Annotated in this window: 18 protein-coding genes; 3 read left to right on the top strand and 15 right to left on the bottom strand. The window is 49.2% G+C overall.

What is annotated here, in order from left to right; translation table 11 throughout:
* The first annotated feature begins 63 nt into the window (after nt 1-63).
* The 3 genes from SY83_RS16740 to SY83_RS16730 all read left to right on the top strand — a co-directional run bounded on the left by SY83_RS16740 (nt 64) and on the right by SY83_RS16730 (nt 2,830).
* Nucleotides 64-1,713 (top strand): DUF2339 domain-containing protein, encoded by a 1,650-nt coding sequence (locus tag SY83_RS16740; protein ID WP_068608581.1) that lies wholly within the window; start codon nt 64-66, stop codon nt 1,711-1,713.
* 174 nt (nt 1,714-1,887) lie between these two features.
* The gene (locus SY83_RS16735; protein ID WP_068608578.1) at nt 1,888-2,505 is read left to right on the top strand and encodes an acetate uptake transporter; all 618 of its coding nucleotides are present in this window, start codon (nt 1,888-1,890) and stop codon (nt 2,503-2,505) included.
* Between the two features lie 115 nt (nt 2,506-2,620).
* Nucleotides 2,621-2,830, top strand: coding sequence for a hypothetical protein (locus tag SY83_RS16730; protein ID WP_331710009.1), 210 nt, complete (start codon nt 2,621-2,623; stop codon nt 2,828-2,830).
* An 18-nt stretch (nt 2,831-2,848) separates the two neighbouring features.
* On the opposite strand, the gene SY83_RS16725 is transcribed toward SY83_RS16730, so the two are convergent.
* The 15 genes from SY83_RS16725 to SY83_RS16655 form a co-directional block, all read right to left on the bottom strand.
* Nucleotides 2,849-4,108, bottom strand: a complete 1,260-nt coding sequence (locus SY83_RS16725; RefSeq protein WP_068608575.1) for a pyridoxal-phosphate-dependent aminotransferase family protein — start codon at nt 4,106-4,108, stop codon at nt 2,849-2,851.
* 5 nt (nt 4,109-4,113) lie between these two features.
* Nucleotides 4,114-5,373 carry a Zn-dependent hydrolase gene (locus tag SY83_RS16720; protein ID WP_231891282.1) on the bottom strand — a complete coding sequence of 420 codons (1,260 nt, stop codon included), beginning with the start codon at nt 5,371-5,373 and terminating at the stop codon, nt 4,114-4,116.
* On the bottom strand, nt 5,370-6,764 hold the full coding sequence (allB, locus tag SY83_RS16715) for an allantoinase AllB (protein WP_068608574.1): 1,395 nt from the start codon (nt 6,762-6,764) through the stop codon (nt 5,370-5,372). Before allB ends, SY83_RS16720 begins: the two co-directional genes overlap by 4 nt.
* A gap of 27 nt (nt 6,765-6,791) precedes the next feature.
* Entirely contained in the window at nt 6,792-7,151 is a 360-nt protein-coding gene (gene uraH, locus SY83_RS16710) for a hydroxyisourate hydrolase (protein ID WP_068608573.1), read from the bottom strand.
* Entirely contained in the window at nt 7,148-8,116 is a 969-nt protein-coding gene (gene pucL / locus SY83_RS16705) for a factor-independent urate hydroxylase (protein ID WP_068608571.1), read from the bottom strand. Before pucL ends, uraH begins: the two co-directional genes overlap by 4 nt.
* 32 nt (nt 8,117-8,148) lie before the next feature.
* Nucleotides 8,149-8,667: a 2-oxo-4-hydroxy-4-carboxy-5-ureidoimidazoline decarboxylase gene (gene uraD / locus SY83_RS16700; RefSeq protein WP_068608569.1), complete on the bottom strand. Its 519-nt coding sequence runs from the start codon at nt 8,665-8,667 to the stop codon at nt 8,149-8,151.
* On the bottom strand, nt 8,664-9,215 hold the full coding sequence (locus SY83_RS16695) for a (2Fe-2S)-binding protein (RefSeq protein ID WP_068608567.1): 552 nt from the start codon (nt 9,213-9,215) through the stop codon (nt 8,664-8,666). The genes uraD and SY83_RS16695 overlap by 4 nt, the downstream gene beginning before the upstream one ends.
* Entirely contained in the window at nt 9,187-11,505 is a 2,319-nt protein-coding gene (gene pucD / locus SY83_RS16690; RefSeq protein ID WP_068608565.1) for a xanthine dehydrogenase subunit D, read from the bottom strand. Before pucD ends, SY83_RS16695 begins: the two co-directional genes overlap by 29 nt.
* The gene (locus tag SY83_RS16685; protein WP_068608563.1) at nt 11,502-12,419 is read right to left on the bottom strand and encodes an FAD binding domain-containing protein; all 918 of its coding nucleotides are present in this window, start codon (nt 12,417-12,419) and stop codon (nt 11,502-11,504) included. The genes pucD and SY83_RS16685 overlap by 4 nt, the downstream gene beginning before the upstream one ends.
* A 33-nt stretch (nt 12,420-12,452) precedes the next feature.
* On the bottom strand, nt 12,453-13,382 hold the full coding sequence (locus SY83_RS16680) for an ABC transporter permease (RefSeq protein ID WP_068608561.1): 930 nt from the start codon (nt 13,380-13,382) through the stop codon (nt 12,453-12,455).
* Nucleotides 13,383-14,498, bottom strand: a complete 1,116-nt coding sequence (locus SY83_RS16675) for an ABC transporter permease (RefSeq protein ID WP_068611158.1) — start codon at nt 14,496-14,498, stop codon at nt 13,383-13,385.
* Between the two features lie 41 nt (nt 14,499-14,539).
* The gene (locus SY83_RS16670; protein ID WP_068608559.1) at nt 14,540-16,078 is read right to left on the bottom strand and encodes an ABC transporter ATP-binding protein; all 1,539 of its coding nucleotides are present in this window, start codon (nt 16,076-16,078) and stop codon (nt 14,540-14,542) included.
* 74 nt (nt 16,079-16,152) lie between these two features.
* On the bottom strand, nt 16,153-17,316 hold the full coding sequence (locus tag SY83_RS16665) for a BMP family ABC transporter substrate-binding protein (protein WP_068608557.1): 1,164 nt from the start codon (nt 17,314-17,316) through the stop codon (nt 16,153-16,155).
* Nucleotides 17,317-17,466: 150 nt separating this feature from the next.
* Entirely contained in the window at nt 17,467-18,075 is a 609-nt protein-coding gene (locus SY83_RS16660; RefSeq protein WP_068608554.1) for a nucleotidyltransferase family protein, read from the bottom strand.
* Complete coding sequence (locus tag SY83_RS16655; protein WP_068608552.1) at nt 18,032-19,060, bottom strand: XdhC family protein; 1,029 nt, start codon at nt 19,058-19,060, stop codon at nt 18,032-18,034. Before SY83_RS16655 ends, SY83_RS16660 begins: the two co-directional genes overlap by 44 nt.
* Between the last annotated feature and the right edge of the window lie 2 nt (nt 19,061-19,062).

Raw genomic sequence — 19,062 nt, 5'->3', positions numbered from 1 at the left:
CCTCTAAAATCATCTTGACGAATGTATTGCGACTCGTTACGCTCAGACAAAGAGGTGAAGAAAATGGAAGATTTGTCAAGAATACAACGTTTGGAAGAAAGAGTAGCTCAATTGGAGCAAGAAATCAGGTCCATGAAAGAGGGAATGCATTTCCCCCCTCCCCAAGCGGAACCAAGTGTTGCAACAACACCGCCTGAACGGTCCGGAACATCACCCGTGTATCGTCCTGCGGCACCTAAAAAAATCGACTGGGAACATTTAATCGCCAAGGTATGGTTGCCCCGGATCTTCATGTTTGTATTATTAATCGGTGTTGTCTGGGGATTCAAGGCTGCTGTGGACGGAGGGCTGTTAACAGAAGAACTGCGCTGTGTCATTGGATTTGCGGCCGGAGGTTTGCTATTATTCGCTGGATTTCGCCAACAGAAGAAACAACGCGGATTACTTGCTCAAGTACTCATGGGGGGTTCAGTGGCCCTTTTCATGTTAACGACTTTTGCCGCTCACTATTGGTATGGTTTCATAAACACACCGGTTTCGTTCTTTATCCATCTGGTTTGGGTGGCGCTGGCTTTAGTTCTGTCCTATCGAAGTCAATCCCAATTCCTGGCTGTTTTTGCTGTATTTGCAGGGGTGTTAACTCCATTCTTGGTAAAAAGCACCTCGCCTTCGCCGATCTTCTTTACGATCTATGAATCACTGCTGTTTATTGCATTCCTCATCTATGCTTCCGTTCGCCGCATGCCGGTGCTGTTTTACACAACGTTTGCCTTGTCGCATCTGGCCTATATTTTCTTTCAACTCAGCGTCGGGTTTGAAGAAATCACCACGCTAGGGATCATCGTGCAGCAACTGGTTTTAACTCTTCTCGCCTTCGTCTATTTACCTTTTTCCAAGCCTCAGCTGCAAGTTCTCCTTACCGGCTTTGGACTAAGCGCCTTATGGTCTGTCGGGAGTTATGAGCCTGCAAACTTTAGCTGGATCATGTTAGCCAGTGCCGCGCTGTACGGGGGTTTCGCCATCTGGTTTAAGCGAAAATCGGACACCAAACTGCCTTATGCTACATCGTTGACCCTTTATGCATTGGTGTTTTTCTGCTTGAAGTCAGCGGATGGGGATACTCTGCCGACCTTACTGTTACTGGAGGGTTTTATAGGTTTGGTGTTGGGTTTTTACATGAAATCTTCCTTGCAAAAATTAGCTTCGTTCGTGATCTACATCGGCGGTGGTTTGGCTGCTTATGCGCAACTGATCGATGGCATGGATACCGTGTTCTCTTGGAATCTGTTAACTTGGCTCGTTGGGCTGAGTACTCTGTATGGCTTAAGAACGCTGCTTCTGAAGGATACCGAGAAACAATCTTTCCTGGCGGATGTGACCAAGGTCCTTTCGTTCGGGATTGGCTTGCTGGGACTTGTCTTCCTGACTGATCTGACTTTGGCTGTCTTAGCTGACTTTAACAGTAATGTGAAGTATCTGTCCGTTTCTGCGGTATGGGTAGGGTATGCTGCCGCATTTATTGCTTACGGAGTCATCAAGGATGTCAAGAAATTCCGGTTGGCCGGACTGGCTTTATTGTTCTTAACGTTGGGCAAAATTGTATTTTTCGACCTGCCTTCCGTTTCCGTTCTGATCCGCGCTGTCCTGTTCATTGGATTCGGGGGAATCGGCATTCTGATTTCACGTTTCATTTACTCCCGTAAGTCATCCTAGCGTGATCTCGTTTCCTCACAAACTACAAAGTCTGACAAGGTGAATCAGCTGTCGCCTGTTGGGGCATACCCTATACTACAAGGTTTTTCCATTGACAAGTGGAGGCCTGTTTCTGTAATGTGTTCAAGTATGTCAAAAAAGACAGAGCATCTTTGTAGGGGGAACCATCGAGAAATGAACAACACGAACACGCAACAAGTTAAAATCGCAGTATCCGATCCATCAGCTATTGGCCTCTTCGGCTTGGCTATCGTTACTTTAGTTGCTTCATCGCAAAAGCTGGGCTGGACCGAAGGCACATCCTTCATTTTGCCCTGGGCTATTTTCCTTGGAGGCATCGCGCAATTATTCGCTTGCGTTCAGGATGCTAAACATAATAACACGTTCGGCTCAACCGCATTCGGAGCGTTCGGACTGTTCTGGCTCGGCGTGGGCATGTCTTGGCTCATTCAGTCCGGCGCGTTCGGCTCGGCGCTTGCGGACAATATGGATCCGAAGCAACTGGGGTTCGCGTTCGTCGGCTACCTGATTTTCAGTATATTCATGACCGTTGGCGCTACGGAAACCCATAAAGTATTGTTTATCATCTTCGTATTGATTGATTTTCTGTTTATCGGGTTATCGCTGACTTCCTTCGGAATCATGCCTGAATTTTCCCATAAAGTGGCGGGAGTATCTGAATTCCTAATTTCAATGTTTTCCTTTTATGGTTCGGCTGCAGCGGTCTTAAACCCTCATTTCGGTAAAGTATTCTTGCCGATCGGCAAGCCGTTTGGTTGGTTTAAATCCTAGGATAAAGGCGTTCCGGAATGATCCGGAACGCCTTTATTTCAGTTGCGACGATATAGGTTATCTCTTACAATGGGGAGATGCACTGATAATGAAGAGGAGAATGTAACCTGTGGCGATGAACCGTAAATTATTGACTGACGCTGATTTCCAGGAAGGATTGGACCGACAGCGGACCATCCGGGTTTTCCAGAATGATCACATTGTTTCCAACGGAGGGTGGATTGTCCGCTTCACGGATGATTTGGTTGTAATCCAGACCGATGTCAGCGACTTGACCTATTTCGAACGGGATGCCTGCGAATTCTATGAATTGCGTCAAAGGTAAAGGCACAGTTCATCCGTGTCAAAGGGTTTCGACCCCAAGAGACACCGGTGTCTCGTAACAATTCAGCGCTGCCTGAACGGATCGGCCTGGAGGGATTCGCAACCCATGCCGGATCAACACCGCTTCAAAGGCTCCGAGAAAATGAAGAACATTGGTCTGTCTGCAGCTGTAACCCATCGTACCGACACGCCAAATTTGTCCTTTAAGCGGTCCGAAGGAGCTCGCGATTTCGATTCCGAATGTCCCCAGCAACATGGATCTCACGGACTCTCCGTCCGTTTCAGGCGGAATTTGCACACAAGTGACTACCGGCAACTTACATTCCGATTCTCCGTATAAGGTAAGCCCCATAGCTTGAATTCCCGCAACCAGAGCTTGTTCATGCAGTTTATGCCTCTGGAATCGGGCGTCCAGTCCTTCCTGAAGAACGATTCGAACTCCTTCACGCAAGGCGTATAACATGGAGGTCATTTCCGTATGATGATTTAACCGAGCCGGACCCCAATAATCCTGGAGCTGACTTAGATCCAAATAATTGGAAGCAATCGGTTTAAGAATCGATTCTTCTGTCAATATCTCACCAGGTTGGCGCAGGCCTCTTTCAATGCGTTTTCTCTTCGCGATTTTGCTTTCCACTCGCTCGTTATAGGTAATTGGCGCCATACCCGACGGGATGGAGAGGCACTTCTGCGTTCCGCCGATCACCGCATCAAGCATCCATGCATCCGTCTCCACCGCCACCCCGCCGATGGTAGCGACAGCGTCAACGACAAGAAGCGCGCCGTTCTCGCGGCATACCGCACCAAGCTGATTTAAAGGCTGGATTCGGCCGGTCGAGGTCTCTCCATGTACAATGGCAACGATTGCGGGCTGTTCGATGCGTATAACCGCAGCAATCTCTTCTTGGTCAAACACCGTTCCCCATGGTTTTTCCATGGTGACGACCTCGGCTCCGTACCGCTCGCATATCTCCTGAAGCAAGTAACCGAAACGTCCAAATATCGGAATAAGCACTTTATCCGCCGGCTCAATGATGCTCGCAAGCATTGCTTCAATGCCCGAGCGAGAGGTACCGTCGATAGGGAAAGCCCAATGGTTACGCGTCTGAAACAATTCACGCAGCATGGACATGGTATCGTTCATCAAATCTGTAAATTCCGGATCGAATTGTCCTAAGATCGGATATGACAAGGCGCGCAATACGCGAGGTTCCGCCTCAACAGGGCCCGGTGTCATTATAATACGTTGCGAAGGTGCAAATTCTGAGTATCGGGTCATGAAGTTTACTCCTTTTCAGGCAAATCATAGGCTAGTTGTCTGAGCAATTCCGCCAAGACGGCTGCCCCGTCAATAAGTTCGTCGTCCGGTGTATATTCTTCAGGCGAATGACTGATTCCTCCGCGGCTCGGTACAAACAGCATCGCGGAAGGACATAATTGGGCGAACAATTGCGCGTCATGCCCCGCACCGCTGACCATGCGTCTGGAAGGCAGCGAAAGGTTGTTGCAAATGGTTTGGAGCCGGTTCATAAGCGAAGGATCCATAGGTGTCGGCGGAGCGGATAACCAAGAGGTGATCTCGATTTCAAGTCCGCGCCGGGCGGCAATCTGTCCAAACCTTGTCAGCATGCGTTCACTGAAATCCGTAAGCGACTTTTCCTGATCATGACGAATATCTACGGTAAATTTCACCGTGCCCGGGATCACATTCGGAGTGTTCGGCGCTGTCTCCAGTTTCCCAACGGTGGCTACAAGCGGTTCACCCTCCACCATGGCTTCGGTCTCCAACAATCCCAACATCTCGGCGGCTCCCGCCAATGCATCCAACCGCATAAGCATCGGCGTTGTTCCTGCATGATTCGTAACACCGCTGAGGTGTACGGAGTAACGACGCTGACCGACAATCGTATCAACCAGACCCACCCGCTGACCTAGCTTCTCCAGCAGAATGCCTTGCTCAATATGCACTTCAACATAGGCCGCAAGGTCGGCACGCCGCGGATCGGGTTGTTCACTTCGTCCGAAACCCGCCAAACTCATCGCCGCGTGAAGACTAATGCCCTCTTCGTCCAATATATCTGGAGCTAAGTTGATATCATGCTTTCCGGCTATATGTCCAGAGCCCCAATAAGTAATCGGAAATCGACTTCCCTCTTCTTCACACAGCGAGACTACCTCAAGCGTTCGCAGAGGCGTACCGTAGGTTTCACGGAGATGAGATATTGCCGCTATGCCCGCGGCGATCCCGTAAGCACCGTCATAGTATCCGCCCGAGCGAACGGTATCCACATGCGAACCGGTTAATACCACGGGTGCGTCGCTGTCGCTTCCCTGAAGTCTTCCATATAAATTGCCTACCCGATCATAGCGAATGTCCAACCCCGCTTCTTTCATGCGTTCAGCCAGATAATGTTGTGCTTCTAACCATGCGCGGTCATATAACAGCCTGGTTACACCGCCCTCCGCATCCGCTCCTCGTTTCGATAATCCTTCAAGTAGTGCGGTTAACTGCAACGCCAAACCGTTCGCTGACATCAGATTCATAAGGGGTCCCTCCTCTTCGTAGTCTTAGGAGCCCATTGTCCCGCCCCGCTGTGCTTCAACCCTTCTTCCATGCTGTACACGGTAACTCCCCTGCTGATCGTTCGAACAACCCTGCACAACATCTCCCTGCCCAGATAAGGGTTGTGCTTATGCTTCTGATACAGATGTTCCCGGTTTAGAACATATCGATTCGATGGATCAATAATAACCAAGTCCGCATCGAAACCGAGAGCAATGCGCCCCTTCATATCACCAAAGCCGAATCGGGTCGCGGGCGAGGAAGATAACATGGCGCTCAGCTCTGTCAGCGGAATACCCTTTCGCACATGGCCCTCTCCAATCATTAGTTCCATCGTATTCTGCGCACCGGAAATGCCGCCCCAGGCTTCCATGAACGTTTGTCCCGTTTTATTTTTTAACGACTCCGGACAAGGGGAGTGGTCGGATGTGATCATATCGATTCTCCCGTTGCTCAATTGTTCCCATAACGCTTCTTGAGCATCACCTGAGCGTAACGGCGGTGCGCATTTGGCTGCGGGTCCGATTCGCCCCATATCCGTTTCTGTCAGTACAAGATAGTGCGGACAGGTTTCAAGCGTCACATCCAACCCTTCCGCTTTGGCGGCATCAATTAAATCCACGGCTTGTGAGGAACTGATATGGACAAAATGCAACGCACAGCCGGTCTCACGCGCAAAGTAAAGCGCTCGGTTTACCGCTTCCGTCTCAGCCACGATGGGCCGGGAAGCGGCAAAATCCGCCGCGGTCATTCGCCCCTCCGCAACGGCCGCTTCGGCAAGCCTCGCGGTAATGGAATCGCTCTCCGCGTGAAGGGCAAGAATCCCGCCAAAGGCGGCGATTCGCTTCATCCCTTGGTAGAGCGTCCAGTCATCCGCCCGGCGAAGGCGTTCCTCCCCTTCGCCGCCCGGTTCAGACATAAAAGCCTTGAAGGCGAACACGCCCGCTTCGGCCAACGGTTTCAAGGCGTCCAGGTTGTCGGGCACCAGGCCGCCCCAGAAGGTGTAATCCACGGCAGATTTCCCTGAGGCTAACTCCGCCTTAAGCTTTAAAGCGTCAGTTGACACTGTAGCGGGATTTCCGTTCAGCGGCATGTCCGCATAGAATGTGCAGCCTCCTGCCGCTAATGCCGCTGAACCCGTTTCGAAACCTTCCCAATGACCGAATCCGGGCTCGTTTAGATGCACATGCATATCTATAAGTCCCGCCATAACCAGCTTATCTGTGGCGTCCAGCACCTCGGAAACCGTCCCGACTAATGATTCAGAAATCTCGGCGATCTTCCCATGCCTTATGCCAATATCCAGCTTCGCTACACGTTCTGGCAATACAACGGTTCCACCTTGTATAATCAGATCAAACGGCTCCCCCATGTTTTCCCCTCCTTTGACAATCTTTTCTTAGCTGCCCCGATATGTGCTGTAACCGCCGGGTGCCAAAAGCAGCGGGACATGATAATGGTTGCTTCGCTCGAATATCCGAAATCGAATCGGTATTAGCTCAAACACAACCGGCACCAGATTAACAGGATTTCTATGTTCAAAATAAGCCCCAGCTTCAAATTCAAGCATATATACTCCCGGATTCATCAAGTCTCCTTCCAGTAAGGGGCGATCTAACCTGCCGTCTTCATTCGTCCGCGCTTCTGCCACGAAGTCATAGGATCCGTCACTATTCTGACGAAGTAATTTTACACTGACATCGGCCGCGGGCTTTCCGATGGATAAATCCAACACATGGGTAGTCAGGCGACCGCTCATAACTGACCCGCCTCCGTTGCAACTTTGAGATCCGCCCGCGTCAGAGAAAAGCCTTGAAAGCCGTAAGGCGGGCGAGGCTCCGTAAACACACCGGGCGAAGTTCCGTCAACCGGTTCAACGACCCCTTCCCAGGTACGGTTGTTGGATTCAAACTGAATTTCGGCTATCTGGGGAAATCTTGTCAGAATACGCAACCCGACATGCCAGATTAAATGCTGAATTGAAGGTGTATTCATCTCATGAAATACGGTTTGGGCTATATCCCTGATCTGCTCGGCGGCAACGTATTTCCCCAGGTCCCCGTCCAGCATGGAGGCGTCGTCAGTGTATTGCCATGAAATATCAAGAAAGATATACAAGGGCCTGTCAAAGCTTTCCGGAAGCGTCGTGTACTCATCCCGGACAAAGCCGTAAAAGGAACTTCCGCTAACCTTAATTAACTGTAGTTCATGCAATGTGCATCGGTGCCGCTCCATCACACCGCCTCCTTGAGTTCTTACCCATCGGAGCGTTGCGCCGGAAAGCTCGTTTCGCCCTCTCGAATAAACTAACGGGCTGGCAGAGAATTCACCTGTTTCACCGGGGACAGACACCGCGTCGAAAGGCAGACGCTGTGCGCTGATGTCGATGGCCGTAATGTATTCGTATCTCTCCATAAACTGCTCGCTGATAAAGGCAAGAAGACCTTCCGTCGTACTGCCGTCATAATTTGCGGTCTGACGTAGTATGAAGTTCTTCATGGAATCCGTCGCCACAATCATCGCGTTATCGCCCTCCGTAAACGAGCTGAGTAACTCTTCACTGCTCACGGCAAATTTAATATTATGCGCAAAGATGACGTTCGAATTACCGACATAAGAGGATTCAGGCAGAGGCTCCACACGGATCGGATTGGCGTAAGTACGATAAACCAACACATCCCCTTTTCCGTAATATAGGGTTCGGCCGCTGTTCAGAATTAGCATTTTAATCTACCCCCGTTTCCATATTGAACGTCTTATTCATTGTTATGCAAAAGCTTTTCAAGCCGGATTGCCGCGATCTTCTCCACTTCACTCAAGGCTTGAGTCCACTCGGCTTCAGCATGGTTGGTGCTTCTCTGCTTCATGGCTTGTAAAATGTCATCTTTGCTTTTACCTTTTACCGCGATAATGAACGGAAATCCAAATTTGGCCGTATAAGTCCGGTTTAATTCGGAAAACTCTTCATATTCCCGCGGTTCTAAATCATCCAATCCCGCTCCGCGCTGCTCCCGTACGGAGTGATTGCTCATGCGAATTTTAGCTCCCAGATCGGGATGTAAACGGAGCAGTTGAAGCTTAGTTCCTTCAGATGCACTTCTCACGATGATAACCATAACCTCATACAGATGTTCCCATGAGTGAAACGGCTTACCGGTTTGCCAAGCTTCCTTAGCCACCCACGGCGAGTCTTCAAATAAACAACCAAATAAAGTAACAAAGGCATGCTCATTCATTTCGTTCGCATAGTTAATATCATTAATATTTAATGTCATAAGGATTCCTCCTGCTGTACGTTCTCCCGTTGGGCTCTCTTCGTTTGACCGTCATGTATGGCCTTCGTAACCGCACGAATAATTCCGCCGTATCCGGTACACCTGCATAAATTTCCGGATAATGATTCAAGAATCTCATCCTCCGTGGGTTCTGGATTAACCTGCAGGAGTGCCGATACGGAAATGACCATCCCGGGAGTACAGTATCCGCATTGGTATCCGCCCTCTTCAAGAAAAGCTTGTTGCACAGGATGCAACGTCCCGCACGAACCTTCTGATAACCCTTCAATGGTCGTGATCGCCGCGCCTTCGCATTGGTAAGCCATCGTAAGACAAGCGTTCACCGGCTTGCCGTCCAGCAATATCATACATGCGCCGCATCTGCCGATTTCACAGGAGCTCTTGGTACCGGTAAGATTCAAATCATCCCTCAGCAAATCTAACAGACGCCTACTGGCGGGAATGAGCAGACGAACGGGCGCACCGTTCACCTCCAGCTCCTGAATCCAAGAGGTATCCTTAGCATCGATCCATGGTTGGCTTGTCATCAGTTTCCACTTCCTCTCCGAGGGAATATGGTGTATTCGCTTGTAGTTGAACCGGATCCATCGGCAAGGAATAAACTCGCTTTCCCACCGCATCGTATACTGCAGCCGCGATAGCCGGAGCCACACCGATCGTGCCGATCTCACCGATTCCCCGAGGACCAAAGATGTCGCCGTCTGGCAATTCTTCTATGGGAAGTACATCGATATTACCGGACAAGTCCGCAATCGTGGGAATAAGATAAGTGTCTAAGTTTTTGGTCATGTAATGACCTTCCCTCATCACAGCCTCCTCAGTAAGAGCGAATCCGACCGCCATCCCGCTCCCGCCTTCTATTTGGCCAAGGTAACCTTGCGGATTCATCACCGGTCCTGCTGCAACGCTATGAAACTGATTCATTACACGAACTCTTCCGGTTAGTTGGTTCACTTCAACCTGAATGACGACGGAAGCGTAAGTGTAAAGGAAATGCGCTCCGGACTGGGCCGCCGATGTCACCGGAAAGTGATGATGAGTTTCACACTGAATGGGCTCACTACACAACGTTGCAAGCTTGCGGTAAGAGAGGAGCAGATCATTTGTCGATTTCAAGCGTACTCCGTTTTCTCCTGTCATCAGTCGGCTGGCTGCAATGCCCAACTTCTCTTCCGCAAGGGTCAGCAGCTTCTCTGTAAAGGTTCCGCGCATATTCTGCAAGGATCTCCACATCATGGCCGTCGCTCTGGAAGCTGTACTCGAACCGCTGTGAGGAGCTCCATCCGTATCACCGATGCGCAATATCAGATCTTCCGGCGCACATCCCAACGTTTCGATTAACATGATTTCAAGCGTTGAGAGCAAGCCTTGACCAAACTCCTCAAAACCGAAAGCGGCTTCGATCTTCCCATCCGCCGTTAATGTTAACCGTCCGGCGGATTCATCGGGTATCCCTATGCCAAGCCCCGCCCCGTGCATAACGAAAGCTGCTCCGGTACCGGTATGAATCCAAGGCAACTTCGGTTCCGATGAGTCATCTGCCGAGAGGGTCTTATTTCTCCAGAGAGGACTTTCACTTAGCGCAGTCCATACCTGACGCGCACCGTCCGTTGGCACTATCGGATGTCCATAAGGGCCCGTGCTTCCTTCCGGCTTTAGGTTCATACCTCTGAATTCCCAAGGGTCGATCCCAAGACGTTCGGCCAATCGATCCATCTGGCCTTCTAATGCGAAGATGGCCTGATTACCCCCAAATCCGCGAAATTCGCCCGACATACCGTTATTGGTGTAAACGGAGACGCTATTCACATCTACATTCTCACACTCATATGGACCAATGACATGTTCTGTAGTGAAATTCAGCACTTCCGCTCCTAAAGTTGCATAAGGACCGGTATCCGCCAACACCCGTACCTGATGAGCCATGATATGACCTTGAGCATCGATTCCGGTCTTCATCGCGATACGCATCGGATGCCGCTTCAGTCCCGCACGCACCGATTCCCATCGGGAATTATGCATTTTCACCGGCCGCCTGGTGGCCAATGCTAATAATGAACCGTAAGGCTGCACATTTAATTCATCCTTGCCTCCGAAGGATCCTCCGATGGGGCTTGACACCACTCGGATTTGGTCTTCCTGAAGGGTTGTAATTCTGGCGAGTTGCATGCGATCCATATATCCATGCTGCGTGGGGGCATAAACAGTTAGCCTACCATTGCTTTCCGGAACGAACAGACCGCCTTCCGTTTCCATGTACGTATGCATCTGGCGAGGCGTATGGTACGTTTCCTCCACAATATGTTTACATTTCCTAAATCCTGCATCAACATCTCCAATCACATACGCGTTACTGTGTAACCTATTCCCTTCCGGATGAAGTAATGGTGATGCGGGGTCCAGGGATTTCTCCGGATCATCAATGACAGGCAATTGTTCATATTCCACTTGAATTAAGGTCAGGGCGAACTCCGCGATTTCCTCCGTTTCCGCCGCGACAGCCGCCACGGCATCCCCTACATAACGAACTCGGGTTTCACAGAAGACCGGTTGATTGGGATTAGCTATACCGTATCCGTTGAGACCCGGCACATCCTTATAAGTCAGCACCGCGATAACCCCGGGATATTGTCTCGCTTTCTTGGTGTCAATGGATAGAATCCATGCGTGCGGATGAGGACTGCGCAAAACCCGCCCGTGCAGCATGCCCTCCATGCTCATATCGGTTAGATATTTCAAATTACCCGTAACTTTATCCTGGCCGTCTGTTCGCACTCTCCACCGAGAACCCACGGAATCTTTATTCAAAATGTTCATGGATTCCTCCTCCCCTGTGCAGCCTTCCAGAGTTCACTTGTAACCAGATTGGCGGCTGTGGTGCGTCTGTATGCTTCTGATGCGAACACATCTGCTACAGGTTTATACTCTTCCTGAACATAAGTATAAGCCTCCTTCAGAAGCTCCTGGTTTAGTTTCTTGCCCGTGAGAACCTTCTCGGTTTCTGCAAGTCTGACGGGCAGGGTTAGTCCGCCGCCTGCGGCAATGCGAATTCCCCTCAGTTCCTGATTGTCATCCACTTGCCCAAGCAACGCCGCCGTTACGACAGAGGGAGTAAAGGCTTCGCGACGTCCGATTTTATAAAAAGCGCCAAAGCACGATTCGTTCATATTGAATGATGTTGAATTTATCCAGGGAATACGAATTTGCATTAAAAGGGAAGATGGATCTTGGTCCGAATGAAGCCGCAACAACCACTCCTGAATCGATTGAAGCATCTCTCCCTTGTCCGTCAGCCACAGGAGCTCCGCGTCATAGAGTAACAGTGATGGCAAAGAGTCACCGTAACCGTACATTACATTCCCGCCGATTGTCCCGAGATTCCTTATTGAGGGTGCGGCAATCTGACGCAGTGCTTCCGTCAGCAAAGGAAGGTTTTCTCGGATGCTTACATCATTCCTGCACTTCTCCAATGTTGTTTGCGCGCCTATGGTTATTCCGTCCGGTCCATCTGTTATGTGATGTAATTCTTGAACACTGCCCAGATTAATCAGATGCCGCGGTTCGCCTTTCACACCGGACTCCCATTGGGTCCGCAACAAAGTACCGCCGGCGATATATTCCGCTTCATTGCCCCAATGTTGTTTCCACTGAAAAGCCTCCATTGCACTGCGAGGATGCCACACATTAGGGACATGCTGATTCGTAAACCGCGAATGTGCTTCAGAACTCATGTCATCCTGACCTCCTTCCGGGGGATCCCGAATTTAAAATCGCTGCTCCCTGAAATAAGGAATACCCAACGCTTCCGGAGCGCCTGACGGCTTGTTGCGATTTCTCCAGCCCAAATACATCAATACAAGAATAGTCACGAGATAGGGAATCATTTTGAGAAAATAAGAAGGAATGGTACTGCCCAACAGCTGCATCCGGAATCCAAGTGAATCCAATGCGCCGAAGAAATAGGCACAGAACATCGCGCGAAGCGGGTTCCACCTGGCAAAGATGACTAACGCAATCGCAATCCACCCCTTGCCAGCCGTCATGCCTTCACTCCAGGTCGGCGAGAATGCCAACAACAAGTCCGCACCGGCTAAGCCTATAAACATAGAGCCTACAATAACGGAACCGTAACGAAAGGCTTGAACCGGAATGCCCATGGCATCCGCTGTGGCCGGATTATCGCCAACGGCTCTTAAATCCAGACCCCAAGAAGTCAGGTAGACAAAGACGGTTGCCAAAGCCACCAGCACGAAACTTAACCATGTTAATAAATCCAGATTATTGAAAACCGGTCCAATCCAAGGGATTGCATTCAAGAAAGGTATTTCAAACCTAGGCACGGAACCCGGCAGGGGCATCCCGCTCACCGATTTCCCTAAATAGGCGCTAAATCCTGAACCAAATAATGTTAATGCCAGTCCGCTTACGATCTGGTTCGCTCTAAGGGATACGCATAAAAACGCGTGTAAAAGGCCTAGTAAAGCACCGACAGTTAGTGAACCGAGCAATGTTAGCAGCAATGAACCGGTTTGGATGTATACTAAGCTCGCGGTTACCGCCCCCATGAGCATTAAACCCTCCGCGCCCAGCTGAATGATGCCGCTGCGTTCAATCAGAATCCCACCCCCAACCGCGAACAGCAACGGCGTTCCCGAAGAAAGGGCGGCGCTCAACAATTGAGTAATAAACTCCATTTAATGCGCCCCTTTCATAGGTACTTGGATTCTGCGTATGTTGATTTTGCTCATCATATCCCCCGCAATCAGGAAGAACAGAATGGCCCCTTGCATCATAAGCGAAATGGAGGATGGCAGACCGATCGTCTGAACACTGTAACCACCTACAATAAGTCCGGCAAATAAGAAAGAGGATATGACTAAGCCTACCGGATTCAACTTGGCAAGCCACGCCACAATAATAGCGGTATAACCGTATCCAGGCGAAATCCCGTACATTAAACGATGCGTTACGCCGGAAACCTCGCTCATCCCCGCAAGCCCTGCTAAACCACCGCTGACGATCATGACAATAAGAATATGTTTTTTAATATTAATGCCGGCATTCCTGGCAACTTCCGGGTTGGCGCCAATGAGCCTTAATTCATAACCCCAGCGGGTGTATCTGAACATGAATGCATATAGCGCTACGGCGACCAAAGCAAACACAAGACCGAGATGCAATCGGGTCGTTCCCAGAACCGGCAGGCTTTGCGCATCCGTAAACATCGGAGTACCCGGAAAGTTAAGGCCCGCGGGATCTTTCCATGGGCCGAATACGAAATAGTTCAGAGCCAGCAGCGCTACGTAATTCAACATGAGTGAGGTGATTAACTCATTCACACCGAAATACGTTCTGGGTAGCGCGGTTAAAGCTCCCCAAGCCCCGCCCGCAGCAATACCGAGGATTACCATGACCGGGATAATCATCCATACCGGCAGATCAGGAAAGTATATGCTCACAGATGTGGCAGCCAATGCGCCTGCGGCAAACTGTCCTTCCGCACCGATGTTCCATACAGATATCTTGTAAGCTACAGACACCCCAAGCGCGCATAATAACAGCGGAATAAGTTTCACTAAGGTCTCGGTGAGTCCGAACGAGGTACCGAAAGCGCCTTTAAACATCTTCATATATACCGTATAAGGACTCATTCCATTTAATGCGATAAAAATTCCGCAAAACACAAGCCCCAGTACAACGGACACGAAGGGAACCCACCACGGGCTGCTCGTACGGTTTGTATCAAACTCAAGTCGGTAACGCGTCAACAATGACCCTGTGGTTTCATGATTTAGGGGATTCTTGTTCATCTTCCGGTTTAAAGCCCGCCTTGCATATGTTGATTCCTCTTTCATCCTGCCTCTCCTTCCTCCGGATGTAACCCTGCCATAACCCGACCAATAGGTTCCCGGTTGGCTGGTTCAGACGAGAATTCACCACAGATTCTTCCGTTAAACATGACCAATATCCGATCAGACAACTTTAAGAGTTCATCCAAATCCTCCGAAATCAGGAGTACACTGCCACCCGATGCCCGCAATTCAGATAGTAGATGGTAAACTTGCTCTGTGGCACCTACATCCAAGCCTTGAGTTGGGTGAACCGCAACCATGAGACGGGGTTTATAATCCAACTCCCGGGCAAAAAGCAACTTTTGTTGATTGCCTCCGGACAATTGACTTACGGGAACATTCACGCCTGAAGTCTTCACTTGAAATTGATCGACGAGGCTCTGTGACCAAGTATGGTTGTTTCTTGTTCGCAACATGCCCCATCTTGAACGATCTTTCAAGGAATAAGTTTTCGTTAGCAGGTTGTCGAGTGCGCCGAGACTGCCGGCCAAACCACTTTTCATCCGATTTTCCGGTACATGCGAGATTCCTGCCGCGATCGCAAACGCCACGGAGCCATTCTTGAGAGGGTACCCGTTAAATGTTATGGACCCGGTCTTCCAACTTCTTAGACCGGTTATTACTTCGGCAAGTTCACTTTGACCGTTTCCCGCCACCCCTGCGATACCGACAATTTCACCCTGATACACGTTCATATTCAGTTGCTTCAGGGCTTGACGCCCATGATTAGCGTATACATCCAGTTCTTTCATTTGGAGCAAAAGGTCGCCTTTCAAACAATGATTCATATTAGATTGAGAAGTAAACGAGCGTCCTACCATTAAAGAAGCTAATTCATGTTCATTCGTTTCACGGGTCCTGACTGAATAAATCAGCTTTCCCTTCCGCATGACAGAGATATGATCCGCCACGCGCATAACTTCTTTTAATTTGTGAGTGGTTATAATAATCGTTTTCCCGACATGCTTAAGCTTCGTTAAAGTATCGAATAATTGCTCCGCTTCCTGTGGAGTTAATACCGAAGTAGGTTCATCCAATATGATGATTTCCGCACCCCGATACAGGGTCTTCACAATTTCCACACGTTGTTGCTCCCCAACGGATAACTGCCATACCGGTCGATCGACGGGAAAGTAGAGACCGAACTTTGAAGAAATCCCTTCCACTTCCCGATTCTTGCGTTTCATCCAGCCTGAACCCCGGAAGAACGTGTTCCCCTCCCCCAATACGATGTTCTCCGTCGCCGTTAAGGAGCCCACTAACCGAAAATTCTGATACACCATCCCAACACCGGCATTTAACGCTTCCTTCGGGGATCGGATATTTACAGAATGACCTAAGAGCTTGATTTGACCGCTGTCAGGGCGATAAACTCCGGATAACATACACATCACCGTGCTTTTCCCCGCCCCGTTCTCGCCTAATAAAGCATGGACCTCACCCGATCTGGCCTTAAAATCTACACCGTCGTTAGCGATTACTGAGCCGAATCGCTTCACAACTTGATGCATTTCAACGGCATAATCATTGTTGCTCATAACTGTATTCTCCTTTCCTTCCCGGTTAAAAGAATAAATCCCTTAGGGAAGGGATTTATTCCGAAATTTAAATGTTATTGGGGAATGGTTCCCTCTACGCCTTTAATAAACCAATTCATCTTGTTGATCTCTTCCAGTGTCATCACTTGGTCTTTCTCTACTTTCGTGGCACCTGAAGCATCCACAATCGGGCCTTTGAAGATTTGGAAGCTACCGTCTATGATCTTGGCCTGGGTGTCGGTGACCAATTTCTTGGCATCCTCAGGTACGCTTTCACCAAGAGGCGCTAAACCGATCATGCCATCCGCCATAGAACCGACATAAGGTTTATTCGTCCATGTTCCGTCAGCCACTGCTTTCACAACGCTGGTATAATACGGTCCCCAGTTCCAAGTGGGATTGGTCAAATACGCCTTCGGTGCGAACCTTGTCATATCGGAGTCGTTCCCGCCAGCCATGGCGCCGCGCTCAGCGGCTGCTTGTAGTGTAGCGGGTGAATCTTGATAAGCCATTAATACGTCCGCACCCTTGTCTAGTAAAGATATGGCGGCTTGACGTTCCGTTGCAGGGTCAAACCAGGTATTGGACCAGACAACGTTCACTTTAGCCTCGGGATTGACACTCTGTACGCCTAAAGTAAAGGCGTTAATGTTGTAAATGACTTCCGGAATAGGGAATGCGCCAACATATCCGATTATATTCTTCTTTGTTACTTTTCCGGCTGCCATTCCGCTTAGGTAACTGCCTTCGAAATTCTTCCCGAAGTAAATTCCCATATTTGTATCAGTCTTGTATCCTGAGCAATGAAGGAAGACCACATCCGGGAACTTCTTGGCTACATTCAAGGTATAATCCATATACCCGAAGCTCGTTGTAAATATGATGTCGTGATTCTGGGCTAACTCCGTTATAATACGCTCCGCATCCGCACCTTCTGGCACATTCTCGACCGTATCCGACTTGATTCCAAGCTCTTTCTCCATGGCTTTACGGCCTTCATCATGCTGGAAGGTCCATCCACCGTCACCTGGAGGACCGATATATACAAAAGCGACGCGCGGCATTTCCTTCTTAGCAGGTATCGCCTTCTCCTCGGTTGCGGTTTCAGTGACAGGCGCAGGCGATTGATTTCCCGTCTCCTTAGTGTTGTCACCAGAATCTCCGCACGCTGTTACTAAAACGGATAAAAATAGGACAAGTGCGGTTAACATCATTCTTGTCTCTCTGATCTTGTTCATTCCCTTTCCCCACTTCCTTTATAATGTGACGTATGCCGATCTATGAAGTAGTTCCACTATAAAGTTTGTGTCAATTCAATGTCAATAAACTTAACATACAACTGTATGAGGGATGAACATCCAAGGCAATCTTTGTGCAAAGCGCACAGTTCAGAACCGGTGTTTATTATAATTTTGTTGCCAATAGTCTTTCGCTTTCGTAAATTCACTTGGCTCATCAACATCCAACAGTGAATAGGGCGATGTTTCCTTAACGAACAACCCTTGAAACGCGCTCTCCGTGAATAGGGCCTTCGCTCCCTGATCCCCCTTTAACTGATGTGCCGCTTCGAACATGGATCCTCCCAGCAATACCGGCGGCATGACCACATCATTGAAGCTGCTTGCCACATAATCCAGACCAGGCTGGTTGCGCCAATGATATATGAGTCGCTTCAGCATCGCTTCTGTAACAAAAGGCTGATCGGCCAACAACACCATAATCGCGTCAGGAGCATCCTGTGAATGAGGTAAAGCTCGTAAATGTTCGAGTCCGAATCTCAGGGAGTAAGACAAACCTTTGTGCGCGTCTGCACAGCTAATAACCGTATATTGCGTTTCTTTACTGTTCTTAAGATCAGGCAGCCAGGCTGTAGCGTGTCTGGGATTAACTACGACACAAATGGAGTCCAGAAGTTCAATACGCATCATCTGTCGTAAGCTGTTAGCGCCGAGGCTAATACCCGGGGATAATTCCAAAGAAAGCTTGTGCCGACCCATTCTCTTGCTTTCCCCTGCTGCCATGTACAAGCCGGCTATTCGCATCTTGATCCCTCCCGGTGATTTGAAACATCAGCTGTTTACGGACTAAAATCAGTTCGGATGCTACACTTACCGCTATTTCCTCCGCACCTTCCGCGCCGATGGAAATACCTGCTGGCGCCTTCACGTAATCGGGTCTCGAAATACCTTTAAACAACATATCAACTCTTTTCGTGGAACCTAATACACCGAGATACGCTAATTTCATTTTTGTGAGCAGCTCCAGAACCTTTCGATCATGGTGATAGTGATGACTACCTACATATACATAATCTCCCGAACGAGGCTTCAGTCGGTTCACACAATACTCCGAATCACCAATAATGAATTCAGCCTCTGAAAATCGTTCAGGCATACATAATTCTGCTCTCCAGTCTGCTATAACCACACGGAAATTTAAATTTATCAATATCCGTTGTAACGGGATGGCATCGTCACCCGCTCCAAAAATGATGCAACGTTCCCGCGGGGAAAAGCATGTTTCAAACAGATTGGAACTGATAGAAGAAGCTGCGGTTAATGAGGATGTATATCGGATGTGATCATCGTAAAATTCCCTGTATAAATAAAGCTTCCGATTGTGGTTCATATGAGCGAAGGCCAATTCAAGCAATGATTTTAAGAGTCCGCTTACGGGCTCCAGCAATACACGGATTTTTCCGCCGCATCCTATGGCCTCACCCCATATGACATCTTCTTCCGGGTGCAAATTATAATCAACGAATTGATGTTTACCAGTATTCCAAACATCATCTATTCGTTGAGCTAAATCCGCTTCGAGACATCCCGGCGAAATACTGCCTATGCTTTCTCCGGTGGTTCGGAACAACATGGAAGCTCCCGCTTTGCGATAGGCATGCCCTTGTACATCTACAATGGTTGCAAGTACAGACGGCATATCCTTGTATTTCGTGACGTTAGTTAATAACTGATATGAGTCCATCC

It is taken from the genome of Paenibacillus swuensis (assembly GCF_001644605.1).
Taxonomy (GTDB): Bacteria; Bacillota; Bacilli; order Paenibacillales; family DY6; genus Paenibacillus_N; species Paenibacillus_N swuensis.
This window is presented reverse-complemented; position numbering and strand designations above follow the sequence as displayed.

What these genes read in the sequence shown, in the direction of transcription:
- SY83_RS16740 (WP_068608581.1), top strand. Translation starts at nt 64, where the DNA reads ATGGAAGATTTGTCAAGAATACAACGTTTGGAAGAAAGAGTAGCTCAA.
- SY83_RS16735 (WP_068608578.1), top strand. Translation starts at nt 1,888, where the DNA reads ATGAACAACACGAACACGCAACAAGTTAAAATCGCAGTATCCGATCCA.
- SY83_RS16730 (WP_331710009.1), top strand. Translation starts at nt 2,621, where the DNA reads ATGAACCGTAAATTATTGACTGACGCTGATTTCCAGGAAGGATTGGAC.
- SY83_RS16725 (WP_068608575.1), bottom strand. Translation starts at nt 4,108, where the DNA reads ATGACCCGATACTCAGAATTTGCACCTTCGCAACGTATTATAATGACA.
- SY83_RS16720 (WP_231891282.1), bottom strand. Translation starts at nt 5,373, where the DNA reads ATGAATCTGATGTCAGCGAACGGTTTGGCGTTGCAGTTAACCGCACTA.
- allB (WP_068608574.1), bottom strand. Translation starts at nt 6,764, where the DNA reads ATGGGGGAGCCGTTTGATCTGATTATACAAGGTGGAACCGTTGTATTG.
- uraH (WP_068608573.1), bottom strand. Translation starts at nt 7,151, where the DNA reads ATGAGCGGTCGCCTGACTACCCATGTGTTGGATTTATCCATCGGAAAG.
- pucL (WP_068608571.1), bottom strand. Translation starts at nt 8,116, where the DNA reads ATGCTAATTCTGAACAGCGGCCGAACCCTATATTACGGAAAAGGGGAT.
- uraD (WP_068608569.1), bottom strand. Translation starts at nt 8,667, where the DNA reads ATGACATTAAATATTAATGATATTAACTATGCGAACGAAATGAATGAG.
- SY83_RS16695 (WP_068608567.1), bottom strand. Translation starts at nt 9,215, where the DNA reads ATGACAAGCCAACCATGGATCGATGCTAAGGATACCTCTTGGATTCAG.
- pucD (WP_068608565.1), bottom strand. Translation starts at nt 11,505, where the DNA reads ATGAACATTTTGAATAAAGATTCCGTGGGTTCTCGGTGGAGAGTGCGA.
- SY83_RS16685 (WP_068608563.1), bottom strand. Translation starts at nt 12,419, where the DNA reads ATGAGTTCTGAAGCACATTCGCGGTTTACGAATCAGCATGTCCCTAAT.
- SY83_RS16680 (WP_068608561.1), bottom strand. Translation starts at nt 13,382, where the DNA reads ATGGAGTTTATTACTCAATTGTTGAGCGCCGCCCTTTCTTCGGGAACG.
- SY83_RS16675 (WP_068611158.1), bottom strand. Translation starts at nt 14,498, where the DNA reads ATGAACAAGAATCCCCTAAATCATGAAACCACAGGGTCATTGTTGACG.
- SY83_RS16670 (WP_068608559.1), bottom strand. Translation starts at nt 16,078, where the DNA reads ATGAGCAACAATGATTATGCCGTTGAAATGCATCAAGTTGTGAAGCGA.
- SY83_RS16665 (WP_068608557.1), bottom strand. Translation starts at nt 17,316, where the DNA reads ATGAACAAGATCAGAGAGACAAGAATGATGTTAACCGCACTTGTCCTA.
- SY83_RS16660 (WP_068608554.1), bottom strand. Translation starts at nt 18,075, where the DNA reads ATGGGTCGGCACAAGCTTTCTTTGGAATTATCCCCGGGTATTAGCCTC.
- SY83_RS16655 (WP_068608552.1), bottom strand. Translation starts at nt 19,060, where the DNA reads ATGGACTCATATCAGTTATTAACTAACGTCACGAAATACAAGGATATG.